The following is a 17,345-nucleotide window of genomic DNA, read 5'->3' as shown; positions in this document are numbered from 1 at the left end:
AAACGATAGATTAGCTAAAATCAAAACTTAATTTACTGCCCTCCAATTTCAACTTGGCATCGAATTTCTTACCGCTTTTCTTACTCTTGAATCCTTTTAGCCTGTTACTTTCACCCTTTGTAATTAAAGCTTTGATAGCTGTTTTACCAATTGTCTTTTCGCTCCATTTTTTCGGTAGAGTGAAACGGCACGGAACAGCAGCCTTATAATTTGTGCAACCGTAAAATTTGCCCTTATCAACAATCATCCCTTCTTTGCAAAGAGGACACCTGCCAATTGCTTCTTGTTGCCGGTCTTGGATTTCAACAATTTTTTGGTTTTTAACTTGCTTGGATAAACCTTCACTTTGTTTCATTTGTGTCGGCACTTCGTCGACCAATTTTGATACAAATTTTTTAATTTGAATTAAGAAACTCTCCTGGCTGCGTTTCTTTTGGCTTATTTCTTTTAAGGCAAGTTCCCATTTGGCCGTCATTTCCGGGCTGGTGAGTAATGGTTCAAGCTCAACAGCTGTACATAAAGTAATTCCCTGTTCGCTAACATGCAGCTGATTCTTTTTAGAAAGCAAATATCCGCGTTTTTTTAAGACCTCAAGAACGTTAGCTCTGGTTGCTTCGGTGCCGATCCCTTCAACATCTTTTAAGATTGATTGGGCTTCTTCATCATCGAGAGTTCTACCGGCAGTTTTCATAGCCGTGATTAATGTACCTTCGGTAAAGGGTACAGGTGGGGTAGTTTCCTTTTGCGGTGTTTTCAAGTCGGCTTGAACTTTCTGGTTTTTTGTCACCTTGGGCAGCGTTACAACCGTTTCATCATTTTTGTCTTTATCGTCTGCAAATAGTAATTTCCAGCCTTGTTTGATTGGCACATTTCCGGTTGCCTTAAAATTGGCTTTGCCAACCTCAGTAATAATTATTGTTTGCTCATATTCATAAGGATCAGCAAACATAGCTAGCGTTGTTCTCAAAACTAAGCCATAAACTTGTTGTTGCAACTTAGGCAGTGCTGCCAATTTCGCTTTATTTGGAATAATCTTAGTCATAATAATAGCATGATGTTCCTGGACTTTTTTACCGTTTACATAACGTTTATTCGCTTCAGTATTATTTAAAGAGACTTGATTAGACACCAAACTCAAATATCCCGTTAGGTTTGAAAACAAATAATTGAATTCTTGATCGGTAATATAGTTGCAATCGGTTCTTGGGTAAGTAAGCAACTTAGCCTCATATAGAGCTTGAACAGCTTTTAAGACATCGCTGGCACTAGCGTGATAGCGTTTGTTAATCGCACTTTGCAGACTCGAAAGAGAGAACAAGCGCGGACTAGCTGTTTTTTTCGTCTCTTGTAAAACATCTTTGATTAAGGCTTCTCGGAAACCGATCCGAAGGTCTTTTGCCTCCATAAATGAAGTCAGACTTCCTTCGTCTTTAAAGCGTTGATAGGGATCTAATTTGGCAACGAATTTTTGCCGATTAGCTAAAATTTCGGCGCTTATTTCAAAATAAGGCTCCGGCTTAAAGTTTTTAATTTCCTGATCTCTTTGATAGACCATATAAAGAGTTGGCGTCTGGACCCGACCAATTGAATAGACACCACGAACTCCACTTTGTCTTAATAGCAATGTATATAGTGGGCTTCCATTCATTCCGACCAGCCAATCGCTAATTTGTCTGGTTTGAGCTTCTTGGTAGGCAGGGTAATAATTCCAAGCATCTTTTAAATTTTTAAAACCATTTAAAATAGCGTCCTTTTCAAGCGAGTTGATCCATAAGCGTTTGATAGTTTTACTTTTTAAGTTAATTTTTGCTTGATTCATGATCGACCAAGCAATATTTTCACCTTCGCGATCACTATCAGTCGCAATAATAATCGTATCGGCTTTCATCAGCAAATCTTTGACAATTTTAAACTGGGTTTTCTTGTCCCTAGGGACAATAAATTTGTACTTATCGGGAAAAATCGGCAAATTAGAAAAGGACCATCGTTTGTACTTTTGATCGTATTTTTCCGGCGTTGCCAATTCTACTAAATGACCAAAACCATAGGTTATAAATGTCTCATTAACTAAAACAGGATCACTGACTGAAAAGTAACCCTCTTTTTTTGTGCTGTTCTTAAATGCTTCTACATATGATCGGGCTTGACTAGGCTTTTCGGCCAAAATAACTGTTGTCATGCGTTTTTCCCACCTTTCCATCCTGTGTGTTTCAACAACATTCCTATTACATGATATTGATTTTGCTATTCCTGTTAATTGCCAAACATTCTGCAATGTTATTAGTGATTTAGTAACTGATAAACCTAAACCAATTGTATATGTTGAAAGCTCCTAGACTTTATCCAGTGATCTAAAAAGCGTGGTCATTAGTGTCATTACAATAGTTAAGCAATTAATGTTAAGTTAAGGATTAAAACTTTTTCCACCGAGAATGTTTAGTCAAGTACATTTTCCCGCTCCAGAAGAGCCTAAAATGATCACCAGTTCTCCTTTGTTGATCGTGAAATTAATATCCCGATTTGCTTCAATTACCTCATTGCCCATCTGATATCGTTTATAAAGATGCTGTACCTGAATATAAGCCATAAATAGTTTATTCTCCCGAATTATAAATTTGTATACATTGAAGTTCATCGAGAATTTGGAAAAGTTACTCTTCAAAGGCTCTTAAAAGTAGTTCTCTGGCCAAGGAGACACTGTATTTATTCAAACAATTAACTAAAACAACAGCAGATGAACTGTTTTCGATATCAATCATCATGACTGATAATTGTGTTCCGGTCTGGCCGATTTTCATCCAAATTCCATCTCGACTTTTAAACATCCCCATCAAGGAAAAAGATTCTGTTTGCTTTAAAAAGGTCGATTCCGCAAGTATTTTACTTGAAAACTTCAGCATATCTACTACGTTGGATCTAAGCCCACCAGTAGCCTTACCAAGATTATTTTCACAATCAAGCCATTGCCAATTGCCATAATTTTTATTTCTAAAATAACCTGGTAATAAATCAGTATTGCCAAAATTAGTATGGTTTAAACCCAACTTCTTCTTAGAAAATGCGTTAATACACTCTTCATAGTTTTTAGCCTCTAATTCTGAAAGGATAAGACCTAAAACAGCATATCCGAAATTGGAATATACGCGTCTACGATGAGTTGGAATTTTCTTTTCAATCAAGATTTTTCTAACATTATCTGCACACATATTGCTCTCGTAAGGATTGTACCGACAAATGCCTTTATGTTTAATAATCCCAATCAAGTCGCTTAGCTTTAGAGGGATTAAATAGCCATAACCCGATTGGTGCGTCAGTAACTCGCCAATTGTTGGATAATTTTTTGTAGGTAAATCAGAAACAACTTCATTTATTTTGGTTTGACTTGTCACAACTTTTTCCTTGAATAATTCAATAAAATAAAAAGCTGTGAAAACTTTCGTTAGCGAACCAATTTCATAATTTTGCAGCTTTTCCTTATTCAGGCGGCAGTTTTTACCATACACTCGCCATGATAATTTTTCCTGATAAAAAGTACCGATTGACAGCGTACTTTCTGGATATAAACCGATAATTTTTTTAATAATAACTTCTGCTTTTGATGATAAATACAATTGCTTTAATTCCTTTTATTTAGTAATAACACTGACGAGTTTGGCTGAATATTTTTTGATTAAAAATATCAGTATGGAAGGCGAAGCGAACCGTTTAGGAGAAAAAGACACTCATCTTTACCATAAAAAACAACTGTTATTATAGTAAAAATAGGAGATTAACTTATGTTGAGAGTGAACAATAACCTTAGCAGGATTCTTATTGCGAAATTTTTTGGAACGTTTGGCAGCGAAATGCTTTCTTTTGCAATCGGTCTTTATATCCTATGGCGAACAGTATCTACTTTGGGTATGGGAATCAGCTTGGTCACTGGACCAATCGTCAGCCTTTGTATTACGCCCTTTGTTGGATATGCCGTTGATACGTATAGCCATAAAAAAATTATGATCGCCTCGCAACTTGGAACAATTGTCTTCCTATTGTTATTTGCTCTTTTTTTCATTGAATTCCCTAACATATATTTTGTAGAGCTGGGTGGTATTGATTACGTTGCTTGCAGTTTCTGATGGATTTTTAACCACCGCGGTACAGGCAAGTCTCACACAACTGTTTGGTAAAGACGATCTCCAAAGGGCGAACTCGCTCAACCAGTCAACTTCATCTCTTGCAGAGTTTCTGGCTCCGGTTTTAGGGGCGGTCGTCTACACTTTGATTAACCTAGACATGTTCGCATATATAGAAGTAGGTTTTGAAACAGTTGCCTTAATTGCAATCATATTTCTCAAGTTTTTGAAGAACAGCAAAATTTCGGATGCCGAGGATTTGCAAGTTGCCGACACAGAAAGTCATATTGTGTCAAATTTTATCGAAGGTCTAAGATTTTTGTGGGAAAACAAATTATACCTAGTGTTTTCGGGATCGTCTGGTGCTATCAACTTCTTCTTTGCGACAATCAATATCGGCCTGCCTTTTTTCTGGTTGATAAACTTAATCTAACAAACACACAATATGGTTTTACAGAGTCTGCGTTTGCGGGAGGTATGTTCCTTGGCGGTTTGGTTCTGAGTAGGCTTAATTTTAAAACACAATCATTGAAAGTGGCCTACTTTAGTTTGAGCATATTCTCATTAATTGTTTCACTGAGTGGGCTTCCGAACCTGATCGCTTTGCCAAAAGACGCATACACCATTTTGTTTATCGCGATTAACATTGTCCTCGGATTGTTACTTGTGTTTTCAAACACACCGGTCGACGTTTACATGCAACAACATATCCCGGAAAAGATGCAGGGACGCGTCTTTTCGATAGATGAAACTGTAAGTTCGATTCTAATGCCTGCCGGAACGATAGTATTTGGGATACTGTTTGACCAATTTAACACTTTTGTTGTCTTTACATTCGGTGGTCTGGTCATGCTGGTTCTATCATGTTGGGTTCTTATTATTGTAAGTCGACGCAAAGAAGCAACTGTCCCAATCGGCGGTTAGAGTTTGCTTATTTATACCAAAAGAAACTCTGATTAAACTATTGTCTTAATTCAAAATATTATGGCATGCAGTTTTGCTTCAGAAAAATTAATTTAAAAATCTGAATTGATAAATAGCTAGTAACCTGCTTTTCCGAAAGACGTATGAATAAAGATCGAATTACAAAGGATTGAACAATTGAAATTAAGATAGGGGGATTCTTAATCATGAAACTATGGCGAAACGTTAGTCTTGGCATAACCGTTTTATTTGTTGTCGGAGCTTTATTTATTTGGTTTCGCAAAGCAGACGCTGCTGGCGTTAAAAACACATTTGCTTACCAAGTTATCGGACTCTCTATCTGGGTAATCCTTTTTTTGGTTATTCTCATTGGAATGTTAATTTGGCATCACTTATTAAAGAAATAAAAAACTATGTCCTCCTTGTGATAGCTAAATTATCAATGGGAAGTTGTCATAACCATAAGACAAAGGAACTAAGTATCGGTAATTGTTTAAATCTTTCAGTTGATACTTTCCAGGGGGCCGTTTGAGTAGTGTAGCGTGGAGTTGGCGAGAATCTGTCGTGGTCTAAGTATTTTGTGGGGATTAATTTTTAGGATAATATTTCTTGATGTGTATGGGATAATGAGGCCACTGATAATATGCAGTCTACGTGGATTTTATCAAAGCCTTACGTTCCTGACACAATTTTAAGCGTGCCTTTAAATTTAGGAGGAAAAATAAATGACTATTATTGATTTCATCAGACACGGCGAACCAGACACACATATTCATGATGATCGATTGCGACCACTCACGACTCGAGGACAGCGGCAGTCACATGCGATTGCGACGAATCTGATTTATATTCCGTACACGGCTGTTTACGCGAGTCCCGCGGCGCGCGCAACAGAAACGGTTCAGCCTCTCGCAACGGTAATTGGAAAAGAAATCATTCATGACGATCGCTTACTCGAACGACAGATGCCGGATTGGGTTGTAGATTTTCCTGGATACGTCCGTAAGCAATGGACTGATTTAACATACGCACAGGCGGGGGGGCGAATCAATCGTGCAGGTTCAGGCGCGATACCAAGCGTTTATGCAATCATTGCCACAGGATGGGGTGGTTGCGGTCGGCACACATGGAACGGCTATGAGTAGCGTGGTGGAAATGATTTGGCCGGGACACGGTGCACCATTCTTCTCAGCGTTAAGGTTTGCGGACGTGATACGGGTGAACATTCAAGCAAGAAAGCTGGTTAGTTTGATGGCGTCGCGGCCATTCAGCGTTCTTGGCCAGACAATGACCGTGGCGATTGACCAACCGTTGGGAAAAGCGTACCAGGAACGTGCCCAACTTATCTATCCTGTGAACTGTGGCAAAGTGACACAGATTGTGGGCGGTAATGTTGAGAAGCAGGATGCCTATGCGCTGGGCCAAAAGTACCGCTGTCATCCTGGAATGGAAACGTTCAGGCAGTGATTCACCGAGCAAATGGCGTTGAGGATAAATGGGTTGGATCGACCCAACATTTTTCGGCGGCACAGATTAAGGATGCGACAAACTTTCAAGAGCAGTATTTCGACAGTCGGCTGATATTTCTGGGAAATATCGGTAAAAGTAAATGATAAATAACTTGAATAAAAATAGGCTCTGTGCCAACTATTAAAAATCTCCTTTATGACTTCTTAATCACAATTAGAGATTGTTTCTCTTATTTATGAGAACTAATAAAGTAGATCGGATTTCTTTTAATCCTGATCATTATTGATCAATAATATGATTTGCCTCGATAGTTTCTGGTTTATCTTTTTTATTGTATGGAAAAAGGTAGATAGCACATTATCAAATTCAACAAAGATTTTTGCTTTTGGAAAAGATTCATCCTAACTTGTGATGAAACATAACGTCAATGAATAAAATTTTCAATATTAATTGACTTTTCATACTCAATATTTTGTTTAGTTTTTTCTAATTAGCTATGTAAATATAATCAACAGGCTTATTTTTGTAGGAATTATTAGCATATATATTCAATCTCCATCAGAATATGATTTATTTTTTTCAAAAATGGTCCTCAATCAACATTGAAAAAATATCTGTCCTCTGAAATAATCGGGAAAATACCCAAATCAGGCTTTTCATATTATCCAAAACGATATCAATAATTTAAAATAACGGTCAATTTGACCCAGACGCTTTATTGACAATAAAACCATCTTTTTTTAGAAAACGGTAAACCATAAAGATTGTCTCAATTGTTAAAACAACGATGATTACAGTAATGATAATAGATTTCTCAGCAGCCGTGAACTGCGTTATCCGAGTGGTCATAATTAAAATGATAGCAGCCACAATGTTTAATATTGGATATAGAATGGCGTCATACAAAAACCGCCAAGTTCTTTTATTTGTCATCTTAATCACCTCAATTCAAATCTGCATAGATAGAACCCTCAACTAGGCTAAGTTGCAGATTTGTATAATTAGAGTTCCCTACCTATAATCTCTTAACTGTAGATAACTTTCTTATTATTCGTTTGTTCTCCGACTACGTTTGAAGTACAGTGCCCATCCATATACAAAAGCAATAAAGGCAATTATATAATCATACCAACGAAAGACTTGGTTCAGACCAAACAGGGGACAAGACGAATGTAGCTAACAGTACCAAGCTAAATAGAATGGGCAAAACATACCTTAAACCTTGTGATGCCAGCCAAGAACCAATTGGCAAGATCTCCATTGCCAGAATAATGAGACAAATAATTAGTGTTGTCATAAATAGTGCTTCCTATCGGCTAACTATCAAAGCTAAGTTTTTATTTATTCTTTTCAATAAAGCCTGCTTTTTTTAGATCGTGATAGGTCCCCCAAACAAGTGAAGTGATTGAAATAATCAAGATAATAATGATTATTTGAGTTTTCGCTAGATTTGAAAATGGGCTTTGCAAGGCATAAAGCACAATGAGTGTCGTAAAAATAATATCCATGACTGGTAGTACAATGGCTAGAAAAAAACTGCCAAGTTCTTTTACTCTTATTTGCCATTTTAAATTACCTCAATTCAAATCTGCATAGATAGGACCCTCAACTAGGCTAAGTTGCAGGTTGGTATAATTTGAGTTCCTGTAAAAATTATAGTGGATTTCGTATTCAACTTCTCCGCTACCGATTATCTTATAGCTGTAATAATAAGATACATACTTGCCCTTGGGAGTCTTTCGATTTTGCCTTGTATCTTAGGGTGTAGGTTTGTGAGCAGTTGTTGTTTACTCTCAACATAAGTTAATCTCCTATTCATCTTCATTATCGCTATTGTTTAGACTTAAGAACTCTTTTCATCACCCTTAAAGAAAATAAACCATGCATATAAAAAAGCAATAAAGGCAATTACTTGATAATACCAATGAAAGACTTTAGAGTAGCCTGATAGTGTCAAAACTAAAGTACCTAACAAACTGACTATAAAGAAAACTGGTATTACATAACCAAGACCTGGTTTTAAAAACCATGAGTAATCTTTAGATATTAGAAATTAAAAACTTCATTCTTTAATAGAAGAGTAGAAAATATAGATATTCAAAGCAATTGTTACCAATAAAATCAATAAAGCACACCAATTGAAACTGATCAAATAAGCAATCAACAATAAAATAATCGAAACAGGACTGAACCATCCCAAATCAAGTTGCAGAGTCTCTTTATAGTCATCCGGAGGATCAGGTGCTTTATTGGGCGCATAGCGGATAACTATGTATGCTAATCTGATAAAATAATAGGCTTGCTTAAACAAAAAAACAAAAACAAAAACTAAAAATAGGACCATAAATATGCCCTTTTTGTCTTGACTATAAATAAAAATATTTAAAACGGCTAGTACTAATGACCAAACTGTATTAAACACTGATAGTTTTTCATTCTTAACCGATAACAAACATAACTCCTTGGCTTTATCTAATCTATTCTCCTTCCAAAGGAAAATTTAGATAATTATAAGTCTATTGTTAAAGGTTTGTAAAGAATGTTTATAGATCTGCCAGATAAGTCTGATAGATATACCTTAACGATCTTATAATTTATTACTTTCGTGACAAATCCTTAGCCTTCATTTTTTTCAAGGTCTTTATGGATTTTTTTATCTGTCATTACCTCTAACCAGATACCGTTTAAAATCGCTTCTCCTACAACTTAGCTAATTAATCCGTATTGAAGAAACAGGATTATTGAAATTTCCGAAGAACAATGTTTTAATAATTAAATAGTAATAATTACTTTTAAAGTAATAAAGGAGATGGAAATGGAAAAAAATGATCTATCAAGTGCCTACAGAAGACTTAAAAGTCCAAGCATAAAAACAAGAAACAGGGCTAAAAAAATAATTCAAGAATACAAAAAAATCTGCAGAATAAGGTTTTGGAATAGAAGAGAAAGCGAAAACCAATGATATATCCATCTTTAACAAATTTACGTATCATAAATGTAAAGAAGTAAAGACCTATCATAGAACTTTTTATTTTCTGATTAGGAGACTTTTAAATATGGTTTCATCTTTTTTACAGACTTTTGATCATTCTCAAGATGTATTTATATTTAGGGGTACTTTTTTAGTAAGGAAATTGTATATGTTTTATTTTGGTAGTGGAAGTAGCGGAGAGTTTTTTGATCAAATATCTGTCTAATAGCATTTTCTATTGTTCAAGTTTTGTGGGATAAAATAATATTTCTTAATAGTTCAGGTTTGAAGTAGTAACTTATAAAAAACCTGCTGCTTTCAGATAGGCCTTGGATCTCGCTATAAATCTTATTTAATGAAATATAAAATATTGTTGAAAGGGAAACAATATTTTGCTACGATTAATCTATTTGATGGGAGAATCGCAATGGACGTCCAAGTTCAATTTATGGCTGAGCTCAGTCAATTAATAGATAAATTATCTTTTTTAAGCCGTGATCAGTTAAAGATTGCATTGAAAGGTTACAAGCCCGCCGAAGTCCATACTATCGAATTTATCGGTGAACACTCAGAAACAAATGTGACTGCAATTGCCAGTGCACTCTACGTTACGCGAGGGGCTGTCAGTAAAATTACTAAACGATTGATCAGTCGAGGCTTGATTGTTCGTTATCAAAAACCCGATAATCAAAAAGAAGTTTATTTCAAGTTAACCGCTCAGGGTCAAGAGGTTTTTGAGATACACAAAAAGTTTACTAACTATTTTATGCAACGCGATGAACCCATTTTTAGAGACAGCCCAGACGCAGTAGCTACTACCCTAGCATTCTTACACCAGTACAATGCATTTTTAGATCAAAAAATAACCATAAAAAAATAACTGTCATTTAGTTGATGGTTATTTTATTACTGTTTTTGTTGACAAAGAAACAATATATGCTATGATTGTTTCCATTACAACATTATTTAAAGGAAATACATATGCAATCGATTGTTCAAACTAATTTCACAGGCATTGACGGCTTAATTATCCGCAACGAACCACGACCGGCATTAACTGACAATGGTGTTTTAATTGCCATGGAAACTTTGCCCGTAGTTCCTAGTGATTGGCACAAAGAAACTGATCCGAACGCTACTGCAGAACAAGCCCTTCAATTGCCACGCGTTATTGGCATTGGTGGTGTTGGAACTGTGATAGAAGTTGGTCATAATCGGGATCAAAAACTACTTCACCAACGGGTGCTAGTCATGCACCCAAAAGGGTCTTACCAAGAATTTATTCTCAATACGAATTCGGACTGGCTATTCCCCTTGCCCATAAATGTTAGCAATGCAGAAGCCGCCACATTGACAGCCGGACCCGGTGTAGCCTTGGCATTAACTGAATTTATTAAACAAAACCCTAGCGATCATCTGGTCATTACAGGCGCAAATTCAGTCATTGGTCTTATCCTTTGTCAATTACTAGGCTCGACATATCCTGGGTTAACACCAATAGTCAGCCCTGATAGTCAAGCGTACTTTAACCAATCACTACCAGGTTATCCTGTTTACTCAATAGAGCACCTTCAATTATTCCATGGGCGTACACTAATTATTGATATTGCAGGGTCCGAACCACTATTACAACAACTAATAGCTGCAGTACCAAGGGCCAGCATTGCATCAATTGCTCTACAAACCAGCAATTTGAACGTTCCGTTCACCTTTGTTCATGAGGACTTTAACCATCAGATTTATTGCCATTTAATAAAAACTGTCGCCAGCCACAAGCTTTGGTTACCTATTGGCCGAATATTTTCCTTTGCTGAAACTAAAAAAGCTCAGCATTATGCCAAGGATCATCACAGCCGTGGTCGTGTCCTGGTGAACTTAAATTAATTATCGAAAGGATTTAATCATATGACAACATTTAATGAACTAATACAACAAAATTGCTTTTCCACTGACCAAGAAGCCAAAGACCGTGCTGCAATTGAACTAGAACATCAATACAGCTGCGAAGTTAATTGTATTGAAATTGACCCAAGTGTTCAATTCGCCCATCATGGACGCGGCAGTATCATTATTGCCGCAAAAATCTGCAGCGGAGTGGTTATTTCCCAAAACGTGACAATTGGTTCTAATCAAAAATTTAACCGGCTAACCAATCAGTGGAAAAATTTAGGGAGCCCAGTCTTAGGGCCAAATGTAATCGTTGCAGATGGGGCCAAAATTCTTGGACCAATCATTATTGGTGCTAATAGTGTCATTGGTGCTGGTGCGATTATTACTAAGGACGTGCCATCCGATAGTATAGCGTATGGCGTTAATAAAATTAAGGCTCGAGATCCTCATTTTGATTTGGTTTTTCACAATCCAATGCCTCAACGTGATCAACTTATCCAGGCCTCACAAGAGGTTATTGAGCGTTACAACCATCACCTAGACAATTAACGAGCATAAGAAAATCGTTAATTCATAAATAAAGTGTTTCTGGCATTGGTTCAACTCATACTCAATGCGGATAATTATGCTAATTACAAGTAAAAAATCTTTTCAGATTTATTGAGAAGATTTTTTTGAGTTCAAAATAATACGCTACTATAATAAAATACCAACACAAATCATCTATATAAAAGGAGAGATTCAAACATCCAGCCTATGAGATTGGATGCTTTGGACAAATTTGAAGGTTTCAGGTTTTTCACGAATTGGTTGGATTCTAATTTTTTAGGGTCTTGATTTTTTGATTAATTTTATTGAGATAGGTTTGCTGTTCTTCAATATTGTCTTTGATTTTTTTGGCTTGTGTATTTAATAGTAGAATTCTCGCCTGCAAGGTTCTTGATCCCTGATAGGTATCATCAACAAATGTTTTAATTTTTTCTAAAGACATGCCTGTATTTTTTAAACATTTAATCATGTCTAGCCACTTTAGTTCTTCATTAGTAAATATACGATTACCGTTTTTATCACGAAAAACTTTGGGTAAAAGTCCCTGGTCATCATAGTATCTTAATGTATAGGTACTAATAGTTTTTATTTGTGCTACTTGGCCAATAGTAAAGTTTGTAGGGGTTTGCATTGTTTTCATCTCTTTAGCCTACTTTCTAATGGTTAAATGATCATTATTGTCTGAATATACGAACTTGTCTTATTTAAGTTATACGATGATTACTTTTTTATAAGTAGTGTGATGCCCTTCAAGATAACATAGTCCCTTGAATGTTGAGACGTTATAAACTATTTTCTTTCAGGATTACTTTAGCATATAGCTTACAGTTAACTCGAAGTCAAATAAAAAGGAAACAATTTACGCTTGCATTACAGTCAGCTCGAAGTTATAGGCTATATTCATCTTTTGAAAGGAGACAAAAGCAAATGACTAAATACCATGATTTAAAAAATAAAGTGATTGTTATTGCTGGAGGCATTAAAAATCTTGGTGCCTTAACAGCCAAAACATTTGCCCTAGAATCAGTGAACTTGGTATTGCACTATCATCAAGCAAAGGATTCAGATACAGCCAATAAATTGAAGGATGAACTGGAAGATCAAGGTGCTAAAGTAGCTCTTTATCAAAGTGATTTATCTAATGAAGAAGAAGTTGCCAAACTTTTTGATTTTGCAGAAAAAGAATTTGGTAAAGTCGATATCGCCATTAATACGGTAGGAAAGGTCTTGAAGAAACCTATTGTCGAAACCAGTGAAGCAGAGTTTGATGCTATGGATACAATTAATAATAAAGTAGCTTATTTCTTTATCAAACAGGCCGCCAAGCATATGAATCCTAATGGACATATTATTACCATTGCTACGTCATTATTAGCTGCCTATACCGGCTTTTATTCAACTTATGCTGGTAACAAGGCTCCCGTTGAGCATTACACCAGAGCAGCTTCTAAAGAATTAATGAAACAACAAATCTCCGTTAATGCAATTGCTCCAGGCCCAATGGATACTTCATTCTTCTATGGTCAGGAAACCAAAGAATCAACTGCCTTTCACAAGTCACAGGCTATGGGCAACCAATTGACGAAGATTGAAGACATTGCTCCAATCATTAAGTTTTTGACGACTGATGGTTGGTGGATTAATGGTCAAACCATTTTTGCTAATGGTGGCTACACAACTCGTTAACTACCTGAGTTTTAATTGTTAATCAGTTTTGATAAAACTTGCTTAAAGTGAGATAAAAAAAATCCTGTGCTAACAGAACTGCCCAAGCAGAAACATTTAAAAAGTAAAAACCATCTAAATTAAGAGATGGTTTTTAATTTGGAGAGAAGTTCACTCACAATATTTCAATTATTATATATAGGCAAACTATAAAAATGAATACATAAAATATATAATTTAAATTTATCAATTAACGATAAACGAGTCCACCATCGACTAGGATTGCTTGACCGGTAATATAATCAGATTTGCTTGATGCCAAAAAGTCAACCAAATTGGCAACATCATCTGGCTTTTCATAACGTCCCAGAGCAATTTCTGAACTGTATTTTTTAAAGGCATCACCCGGTTTTAATGAAGGATCCGACTTAACCATTTCTTCATCAATTCGATCCCACATTTTTGTTTTGGCAACACCAGGACAATAAGCATTGACAGTTATTTGATGCTTAGCCAGTTCTTTAGCCGCCACTTGCGTGAAGGCGCGTACAGCATGTTTGGTCGCTGAATATGTTCCAAGCATTGTATAAGATTCCTGGCCAGCAATACTACAAGCATTGATTATTTTTCCTTTGCTATGTTGTTTAATGAATTGCTTTGCGGCTGCTTGAGTTCCAAAGACAGTTCCAAAAACATTAATATCAAAGCATTTTTTTAGTTCGTCTTCCTCTATGTCAATGAATGGAGTAACTGCCTCAATTCCTGCATTATTAACAAAAACATCCAGCCTTCCAAACTTTTCAACAGTTGTTTGAACTAGTTTTTCTTGATCTGATTTCTTTGAAACATCGCCAACAAAAGCGTCACTATCATATCCTTTATCCTTGAATTCTTGGAGAGTTTTTGTCAAAGCGTCTTTATTAATATCATGGATCATTACGCTAAAACCATTGTGAGCCAAACGTAAGGCAATCGCTTTCCCTAATCCACCGGCTGAGCCGGTAACTATTGCTACTTTGTTAATAGTACTCATATCTTTGTCCTCCTTCGATTATAATAGCGCTTGCAATCTAGAACCACACTTAAATTATAAATTACTTATGAGGAGCTTCAAAATTCTGTATCATTATTAGAAACTACAGATAAATCATTGAAAATAAACCTTATTTAGAATTAGAAGAACGCTGATAGCCAAAACACTAAAAATTCCGCCTATTAGACCAAGATATCCCAAGCCAAGAGTATTAACTGTGTATCCACCAGCTGCAGAACCGATAGCCACACCAACATTAGAAAAAATAGAATCAAAAGATGAAGCTAAAACAAGTGATTGTGGATATTTTTGTTCTGCAATTTCCATGTAATACAATTCAACGGGAGAATTTTGCACTGACATAGTAAGAGCCATAAATAATATTGCAATCAGAGAAAGCCATTTAAAATTACTAGTTAGGAATAGTATAAATAGGCTACCTGCTTGGACAGATAAAAAACTAACTAACGTTTTTGTCCATTTTCTATTGTTTATGTGACCGCTAATCTGATTACTAATTAATCCGCATAAACCATAAAGAAATAAAATAGTAATTACGTTATTTGTCGAAAAACCTAATTTATTAATGAGTAAGGGTTTTAAATATGTATATACAATATAAACAGCCGAAAAATTAAAAATAGGAATTAAAATTCCTAAAATAATGTGCGTATTTTTAAAGATTGCTAACTGCCTGAGAAAACCATGTCCTTTTTTTTGCCTTAAATTATGTGGTAATAAACGATATAGTATTGCTATCAAAATGATTGATAAAATAAATATAATCCAAAATAAGAAACGCCAATTCAAATTATCGCTAATCCAAGTTCCAATCGGAACACCAAAAACTGAAGCGATACTAAAACCGGAAAAGACCCACGAGACTATCCAAGATCTTTTTTGAGGCGGTGTAATAGCGGCGGCTAGGGTAATCGCTATAGACATCGAAGGCCCAGAAGCTAGAGCAGTGAGTAACCTACTTAGCAACAAGATATTAAAATTATTGGCCACGGCTGTTAACATATTTCCAATGGCAAAAATTGAAAAGAGAATAATTAGAACCTTATATAAAGGAGCATGACCAACAGATAAATTAATTATTGGTGTCATAATAGCATATACAATAGCAAATAAAGTAACTAAAACACCAACGTGATCGATTGATGTATGGAAACTGTTAGATAAGTTATTTAGAATTCCTACTATGATAAATTGGCTTAATCCCATCAGAAAAGAAAGAGCTGTTAATAATGCACATTGAATTCTAATTTTTTTCATAAATTTTGAATATTCTCCTCTATTCGATATTTCGAAATTAATTTATTTAATAGTTTTAACAAGTTAATTTTGCTTTTGATTTTTATCATTATAGAATTGCGACTGAAGCCTTTGGCATTCCTCGATATAGAATAATTATCAAACTTCTATCGTTAATTTCAAATCATTGTCTATAGGATTAAAATATCCCCTTTTCTGTTTTACGTTACTTCTAAAGTAACCTAAAACATATTTTAAGTATTTTTTGAGAGTGCCATGATAAAGCTGCGTTAAGATAAGAGCGGGATGAGACTTTTTAAATTGCAAAGTATGGTTTTAATTGCCATTGCTTTTGTTCTTGGCTGCAGCGAATACATTATTGTCGGTATTCTGGACAATTTGGCCAAGCAATTTCAAATTGGAATTAGTCAGGTGGGTTATCTGGTCACAGGCTTCGCTTTAGTCTACGCCATTAGCACGCCTTTAATCACACTGGCAATTGGTAAAAAAAGTCTTTATAAGGCTCTTTTGATTTTGTTATCGATTTTTATCGTCGGAAACTTGCTGACAGCCGTTGCCAATAGCTACATAATTCTGGCCGTCTCTCGACTTATAACGGCAACCAGTTCCGGGGCCTGTATCGCTGTTGCTTTGGCTTTTGCCAACTTTATTGCACCAATTAAAAAGAGAGGTTGGCTAGTTTCGTGGGTCTTTTCCGGTTTTAGCATCGCTTCGGTTTTCGGAGTCCCTTTTGGAACCTGGATCAGTAAAAATTATGGTTGGCGATATTCTTTTTATGCAATTATCTTAGTCAGCATTATTATTCTATTCTTTTCGATTCTGCTTCTTCCTAAAAATATTCATCAACAGGCCAGCAAAAACTTCAAAGAACAACTACGAATTTTTGGTGACAGGAGAATTCAGATTGGCATGTTTTTACCAATGTTCAATTTAGCGGGAATTTATGTTTTCTATACTTACCTGCAACCGATTCTTTCTCATATCTTACTTGTTAAAGAAAATTTTTTAACATTAACATTATTTTTGTATGGCCTCATGGCATTAATTAGTAATCAACTAAGCGGAAAAATTTCAAGTAGTTCCGGTCTGAAAAAAATGCCGGAAATATACATAGGTCAATTCCTGTTACTAGTACTGTTTCCTTTTCTAGCAGTCGTTCCCTTTATTGGAATGATTGTTGTTATGCTTTTAGGAGTTAGTATGTATCTGCTAAATTCACCAATCCAAATCTTTTTTCTAACGGTTGCTGAAGCCGATTACCCGCAATCTTTGATATTAGCCTCATCGCTTAATTCCATTTTTGCTAATTTCGGGATTGCTTTAGGATCGGCTACCGGTGGAATTGTAACTGAATACTTCAGTTTAAATAAAATCGCACCTATTGGGTCGCTTTACGTTCTAATTGCTCTGGTTTTGACACTAATTCTCGAACGAATCGGAAAACTGTCAA

At 35.7% G+C, this 17,345-nt stretch carries 20 protein-coding genes and 1 pseudogene; 13 read left to right on the top strand and 8 right to left on the bottom strand.

Annotated features, from left to right (window positions below; translation table 11 throughout):
• Positions 1–10: 10 nt before the first annotated feature.
• The 3 genes and pseudogenes from topB to A3G9_RS0103600 form a co-directional block, all read right to left on the bottom strand.
• Positions 11–2,179 carry a DNA topoisomerase III gene (gene topB / locus A3G9_RS0103610; RefSeq protein ID WP_002821023.1) on the bottom strand — a complete coding sequence of 723 codons (2,169 nt, stop codon included), beginning with the start codon at positions 2,177–2,179 and terminating at the stop codon, positions 11–13.
• 264 nt (positions 2,180–2,443) lie between these two features.
• Positions 2,444–2,587 (bottom strand): annotated as a pseudogene (locus A3G9_RS0103605) (ATP-binding cassette domain-containing protein); the annotation flags it as partial.
• 64 nt (positions 2,588–2,651) lie between these two features.
• The gene (locus A3G9_RS0103600) at positions 2,652–3,611 is read right to left on the bottom strand and encodes a serine hydrolase domain-containing protein (RefSeq protein WP_002818001.1); all 960 of its coding nucleotides are present in this window, start codon (positions 3,609–3,611) and stop codon (positions 2,652–2,654) included.
• Between the two features lie 165 nt (positions 3,612–3,776).
• Here A3G9_RS0103600 and A3G9_RS1000000110390 point away from each other — a divergent pair, with 165 nt between their 5' ends.
• The 7 genes from A3G9_RS1000000110390 (at position 3,777) to A3G9_RS1000000110215 (ending at position 6,652) form a co-directional block, all read left to right on the top strand.
• A complete protein-coding gene (locus tag A3G9_RS1000000110390; RefSeq protein ID WP_002818000.1) occupies positions 3,777–4,118 on the top strand; it encodes a hypothetical protein in 342 nt (113 codons plus the stop codon).
• Positions 4,087–4,548, top strand: a complete 462-nt coding sequence (locus A3G9_RS1000000110385; protein ID WP_075647045.1) for an MFS transporter — start codon at positions 4,087–4,089, stop codon at positions 4,546–4,548. The genes A3G9_RS1000000110390 and A3G9_RS1000000110385 overlap by 32 nt, the downstream gene beginning before the upstream one ends.
• Complete coding sequence (locus A3G9_RS1000000110380) at positions 4,437–5,039, top strand: MFS transporter (protein ID WP_226489952.1); 603 nt, start codon at positions 4,437–4,439, stop codon at positions 5,037–5,039. The genes A3G9_RS1000000110385 and A3G9_RS1000000110380 overlap by 112 nt, the downstream gene beginning before the upstream one ends.
• 206 nt (positions 5,040–5,245) lie before the next feature.
• Positions 5,246–5,446 carry a DUF3923 family protein gene (locus tag A3G9_RS0103580; RefSeq protein ID WP_002817997.1) on the top strand — a complete coding sequence of 67 codons (201 nt, stop codon included), beginning with the start codon at positions 5,246–5,248 and terminating at the stop codon, positions 5,444–5,446.
• A 378-nt stretch (positions 5,447–5,824) separates the two neighbouring features.
• Positions 5,825–6,184, top strand: coding sequence for a histidine phosphatase family protein (locus A3G9_RS01000000109475; RefSeq protein ID WP_180366448.1), 360 nt, complete (start codon positions 5,825–5,827; stop codon positions 6,182–6,184).
• Positions 6,177–6,506, top strand: coding sequence for a hypothetical protein (locus tag A3G9_RS1000000109735; RefSeq protein WP_018025234.1), 330 nt, complete (start codon positions 6,177–6,179; stop codon positions 6,504–6,506). The genes A3G9_RS01000000109475 and A3G9_RS1000000109735 overlap by 8 nt, the downstream gene beginning before the upstream one ends.
• The gene (locus A3G9_RS1000000110215; RefSeq protein ID WP_002817993.1) at positions 6,503–6,652 is read left to right on the top strand and encodes a hypothetical protein; all 150 of its coding nucleotides are present in this window, start codon (positions 6,503–6,505) and stop codon (positions 6,650–6,652) included. The genes A3G9_RS1000000109735 and A3G9_RS1000000110215 overlap by 4 nt, the downstream gene beginning before the upstream one ends.
• 553 nt (positions 6,653–7,205) lie before the next feature.
• Here the strand turns inward: A3G9_RS1000000110215 and A3G9_RS1000000110210 are convergent.
• Complete coding sequence (locus tag A3G9_RS1000000110210) at positions 7,206–7,442, bottom strand: hypothetical protein (protein ID WP_011677351.1); 237 nt, start codon at positions 7,440–7,442, stop codon at positions 7,206–7,208.
• Between the two features lie 1,129 nt (positions 7,443–8,571).
• The gene (locus A3G9_RS0103555) at positions 8,572–8,853 is read right to left on the bottom strand and encodes a hypothetical protein (RefSeq protein ID WP_226489951.1); all 282 of its coding nucleotides are present in this window, start codon (positions 8,851–8,853) and stop codon (positions 8,572–8,574) included.
• Positions 8,854–9,324: 471 nt separating this feature from the next.
• On the opposite strand from A3G9_RS0103555, the gene A3G9_RS1000000110190 reads away from it, so the two are divergent.
• From A3G9_RS1000000110190 to A3G9_RS0103535, 4 genes are all read left to right on the top strand, one after another.
• On the top strand, positions 9,325–9,471 hold the full coding sequence (locus A3G9_RS1000000110190) for a putative metal homeostasis protein (RefSeq protein ID WP_002817988.1): 147 nt from the start codon (positions 9,325–9,327) through the stop codon (positions 9,469–9,471).
• Positions 9,472–9,907: 436 nt separating this feature from the next.
• The gene (locus A3G9_RS0103545; RefSeq protein WP_002817987.1) at positions 9,908–10,360 is read left to right on the top strand and encodes a MarR family transcriptional regulator; all 453 of its coding nucleotides are present in this window, start codon (positions 9,908–9,910) and stop codon (positions 10,358–10,360) included.
• A gap of 101 nt (positions 10,361–10,461) precedes the next feature.
• Entirely contained in the window at positions 10,462–11,364 is a 903-nt protein-coding gene (locus A3G9_RS0103540; RefSeq protein WP_002817986.1) for a quinone oxidoreductase family protein, read from the top strand.
• A gap of 21 nt (positions 11,365–11,385) precedes the next feature.
• Complete coding sequence (locus A3G9_RS0103535) at positions 11,386–11,919, top strand: LbetaH domain-containing protein (protein ID WP_002821237.1); 534 nt, start codon at positions 11,386–11,388, stop codon at positions 11,917–11,919.
• Between the two features lie 268 nt (positions 11,920–12,187).
• On the opposite strand, the gene A3G9_RS0103530 is transcribed toward A3G9_RS0103535, so the two are convergent.
• Positions 12,188–12,559, bottom strand: coding sequence for a MerR family transcriptional regulator (locus tag A3G9_RS0103530; RefSeq protein ID WP_002817984.1), 372 nt, complete (start codon positions 12,557–12,559; stop codon positions 12,188–12,190).
• Positions 12,560–12,846: 287 nt separating this feature from the next.
• Here A3G9_RS0103530 and A3G9_RS0103525 point away from each other — a divergent pair, with 287 nt between their 5' ends.
• Positions 12,847–13,605, top strand: coding sequence for an SDR family oxidoreductase (locus tag A3G9_RS0103525; protein WP_002817983.1), 759 nt, complete (start codon positions 12,847–12,849; stop codon positions 13,603–13,605).
• Between the two features lie 229 nt (positions 13,606–13,834).
• On the opposite strand, the gene A3G9_RS0103520 is transcribed toward A3G9_RS0103525, so the two are convergent.
• Positions 13,835–14,617, bottom strand: coding sequence for an acetoin reductase (locus A3G9_RS0103520; protein ID WP_002817982.1), 783 nt, complete (start codon positions 14,615–14,617; stop codon positions 13,835–13,837).
• A gap of 114 nt (positions 14,618–14,731) precedes the next feature.
• Positions 14,732–15,895, bottom strand: a complete 1,164-nt coding sequence (locus tag A3G9_RS0103515) for an MFS transporter (RefSeq protein WP_002817981.1) — start codon at positions 15,893–15,895, stop codon at positions 14,732–14,734.
• Between the two features lie 285 nt (positions 15,896–16,180).
• On the opposite strand from A3G9_RS0103515, the gene A3G9_RS0103510 reads away from it, so the two are divergent.
• On the top strand, positions 16,181–17,345 hold a 1,165-nt coding region (locus A3G9_RS0103510; RefSeq protein ID WP_018025232.1), incomplete at its 3' end, for an MFS transporter.

It is taken from the genome of Oenococcus oeni DSM 20252 = AWRIB129, assembly GCF_000372485.1.
Taxonomy (GTDB): Bacteria; Bacillota; Bacilli; order Lactobacillales; family Lactobacillaceae; genus Oenococcus; species Oenococcus oeni.
The sequence above is the reverse complement of the archived record's forward strand: the minus strand, read 5'-3'. Positions and strand labels throughout refer to the sequence as shown.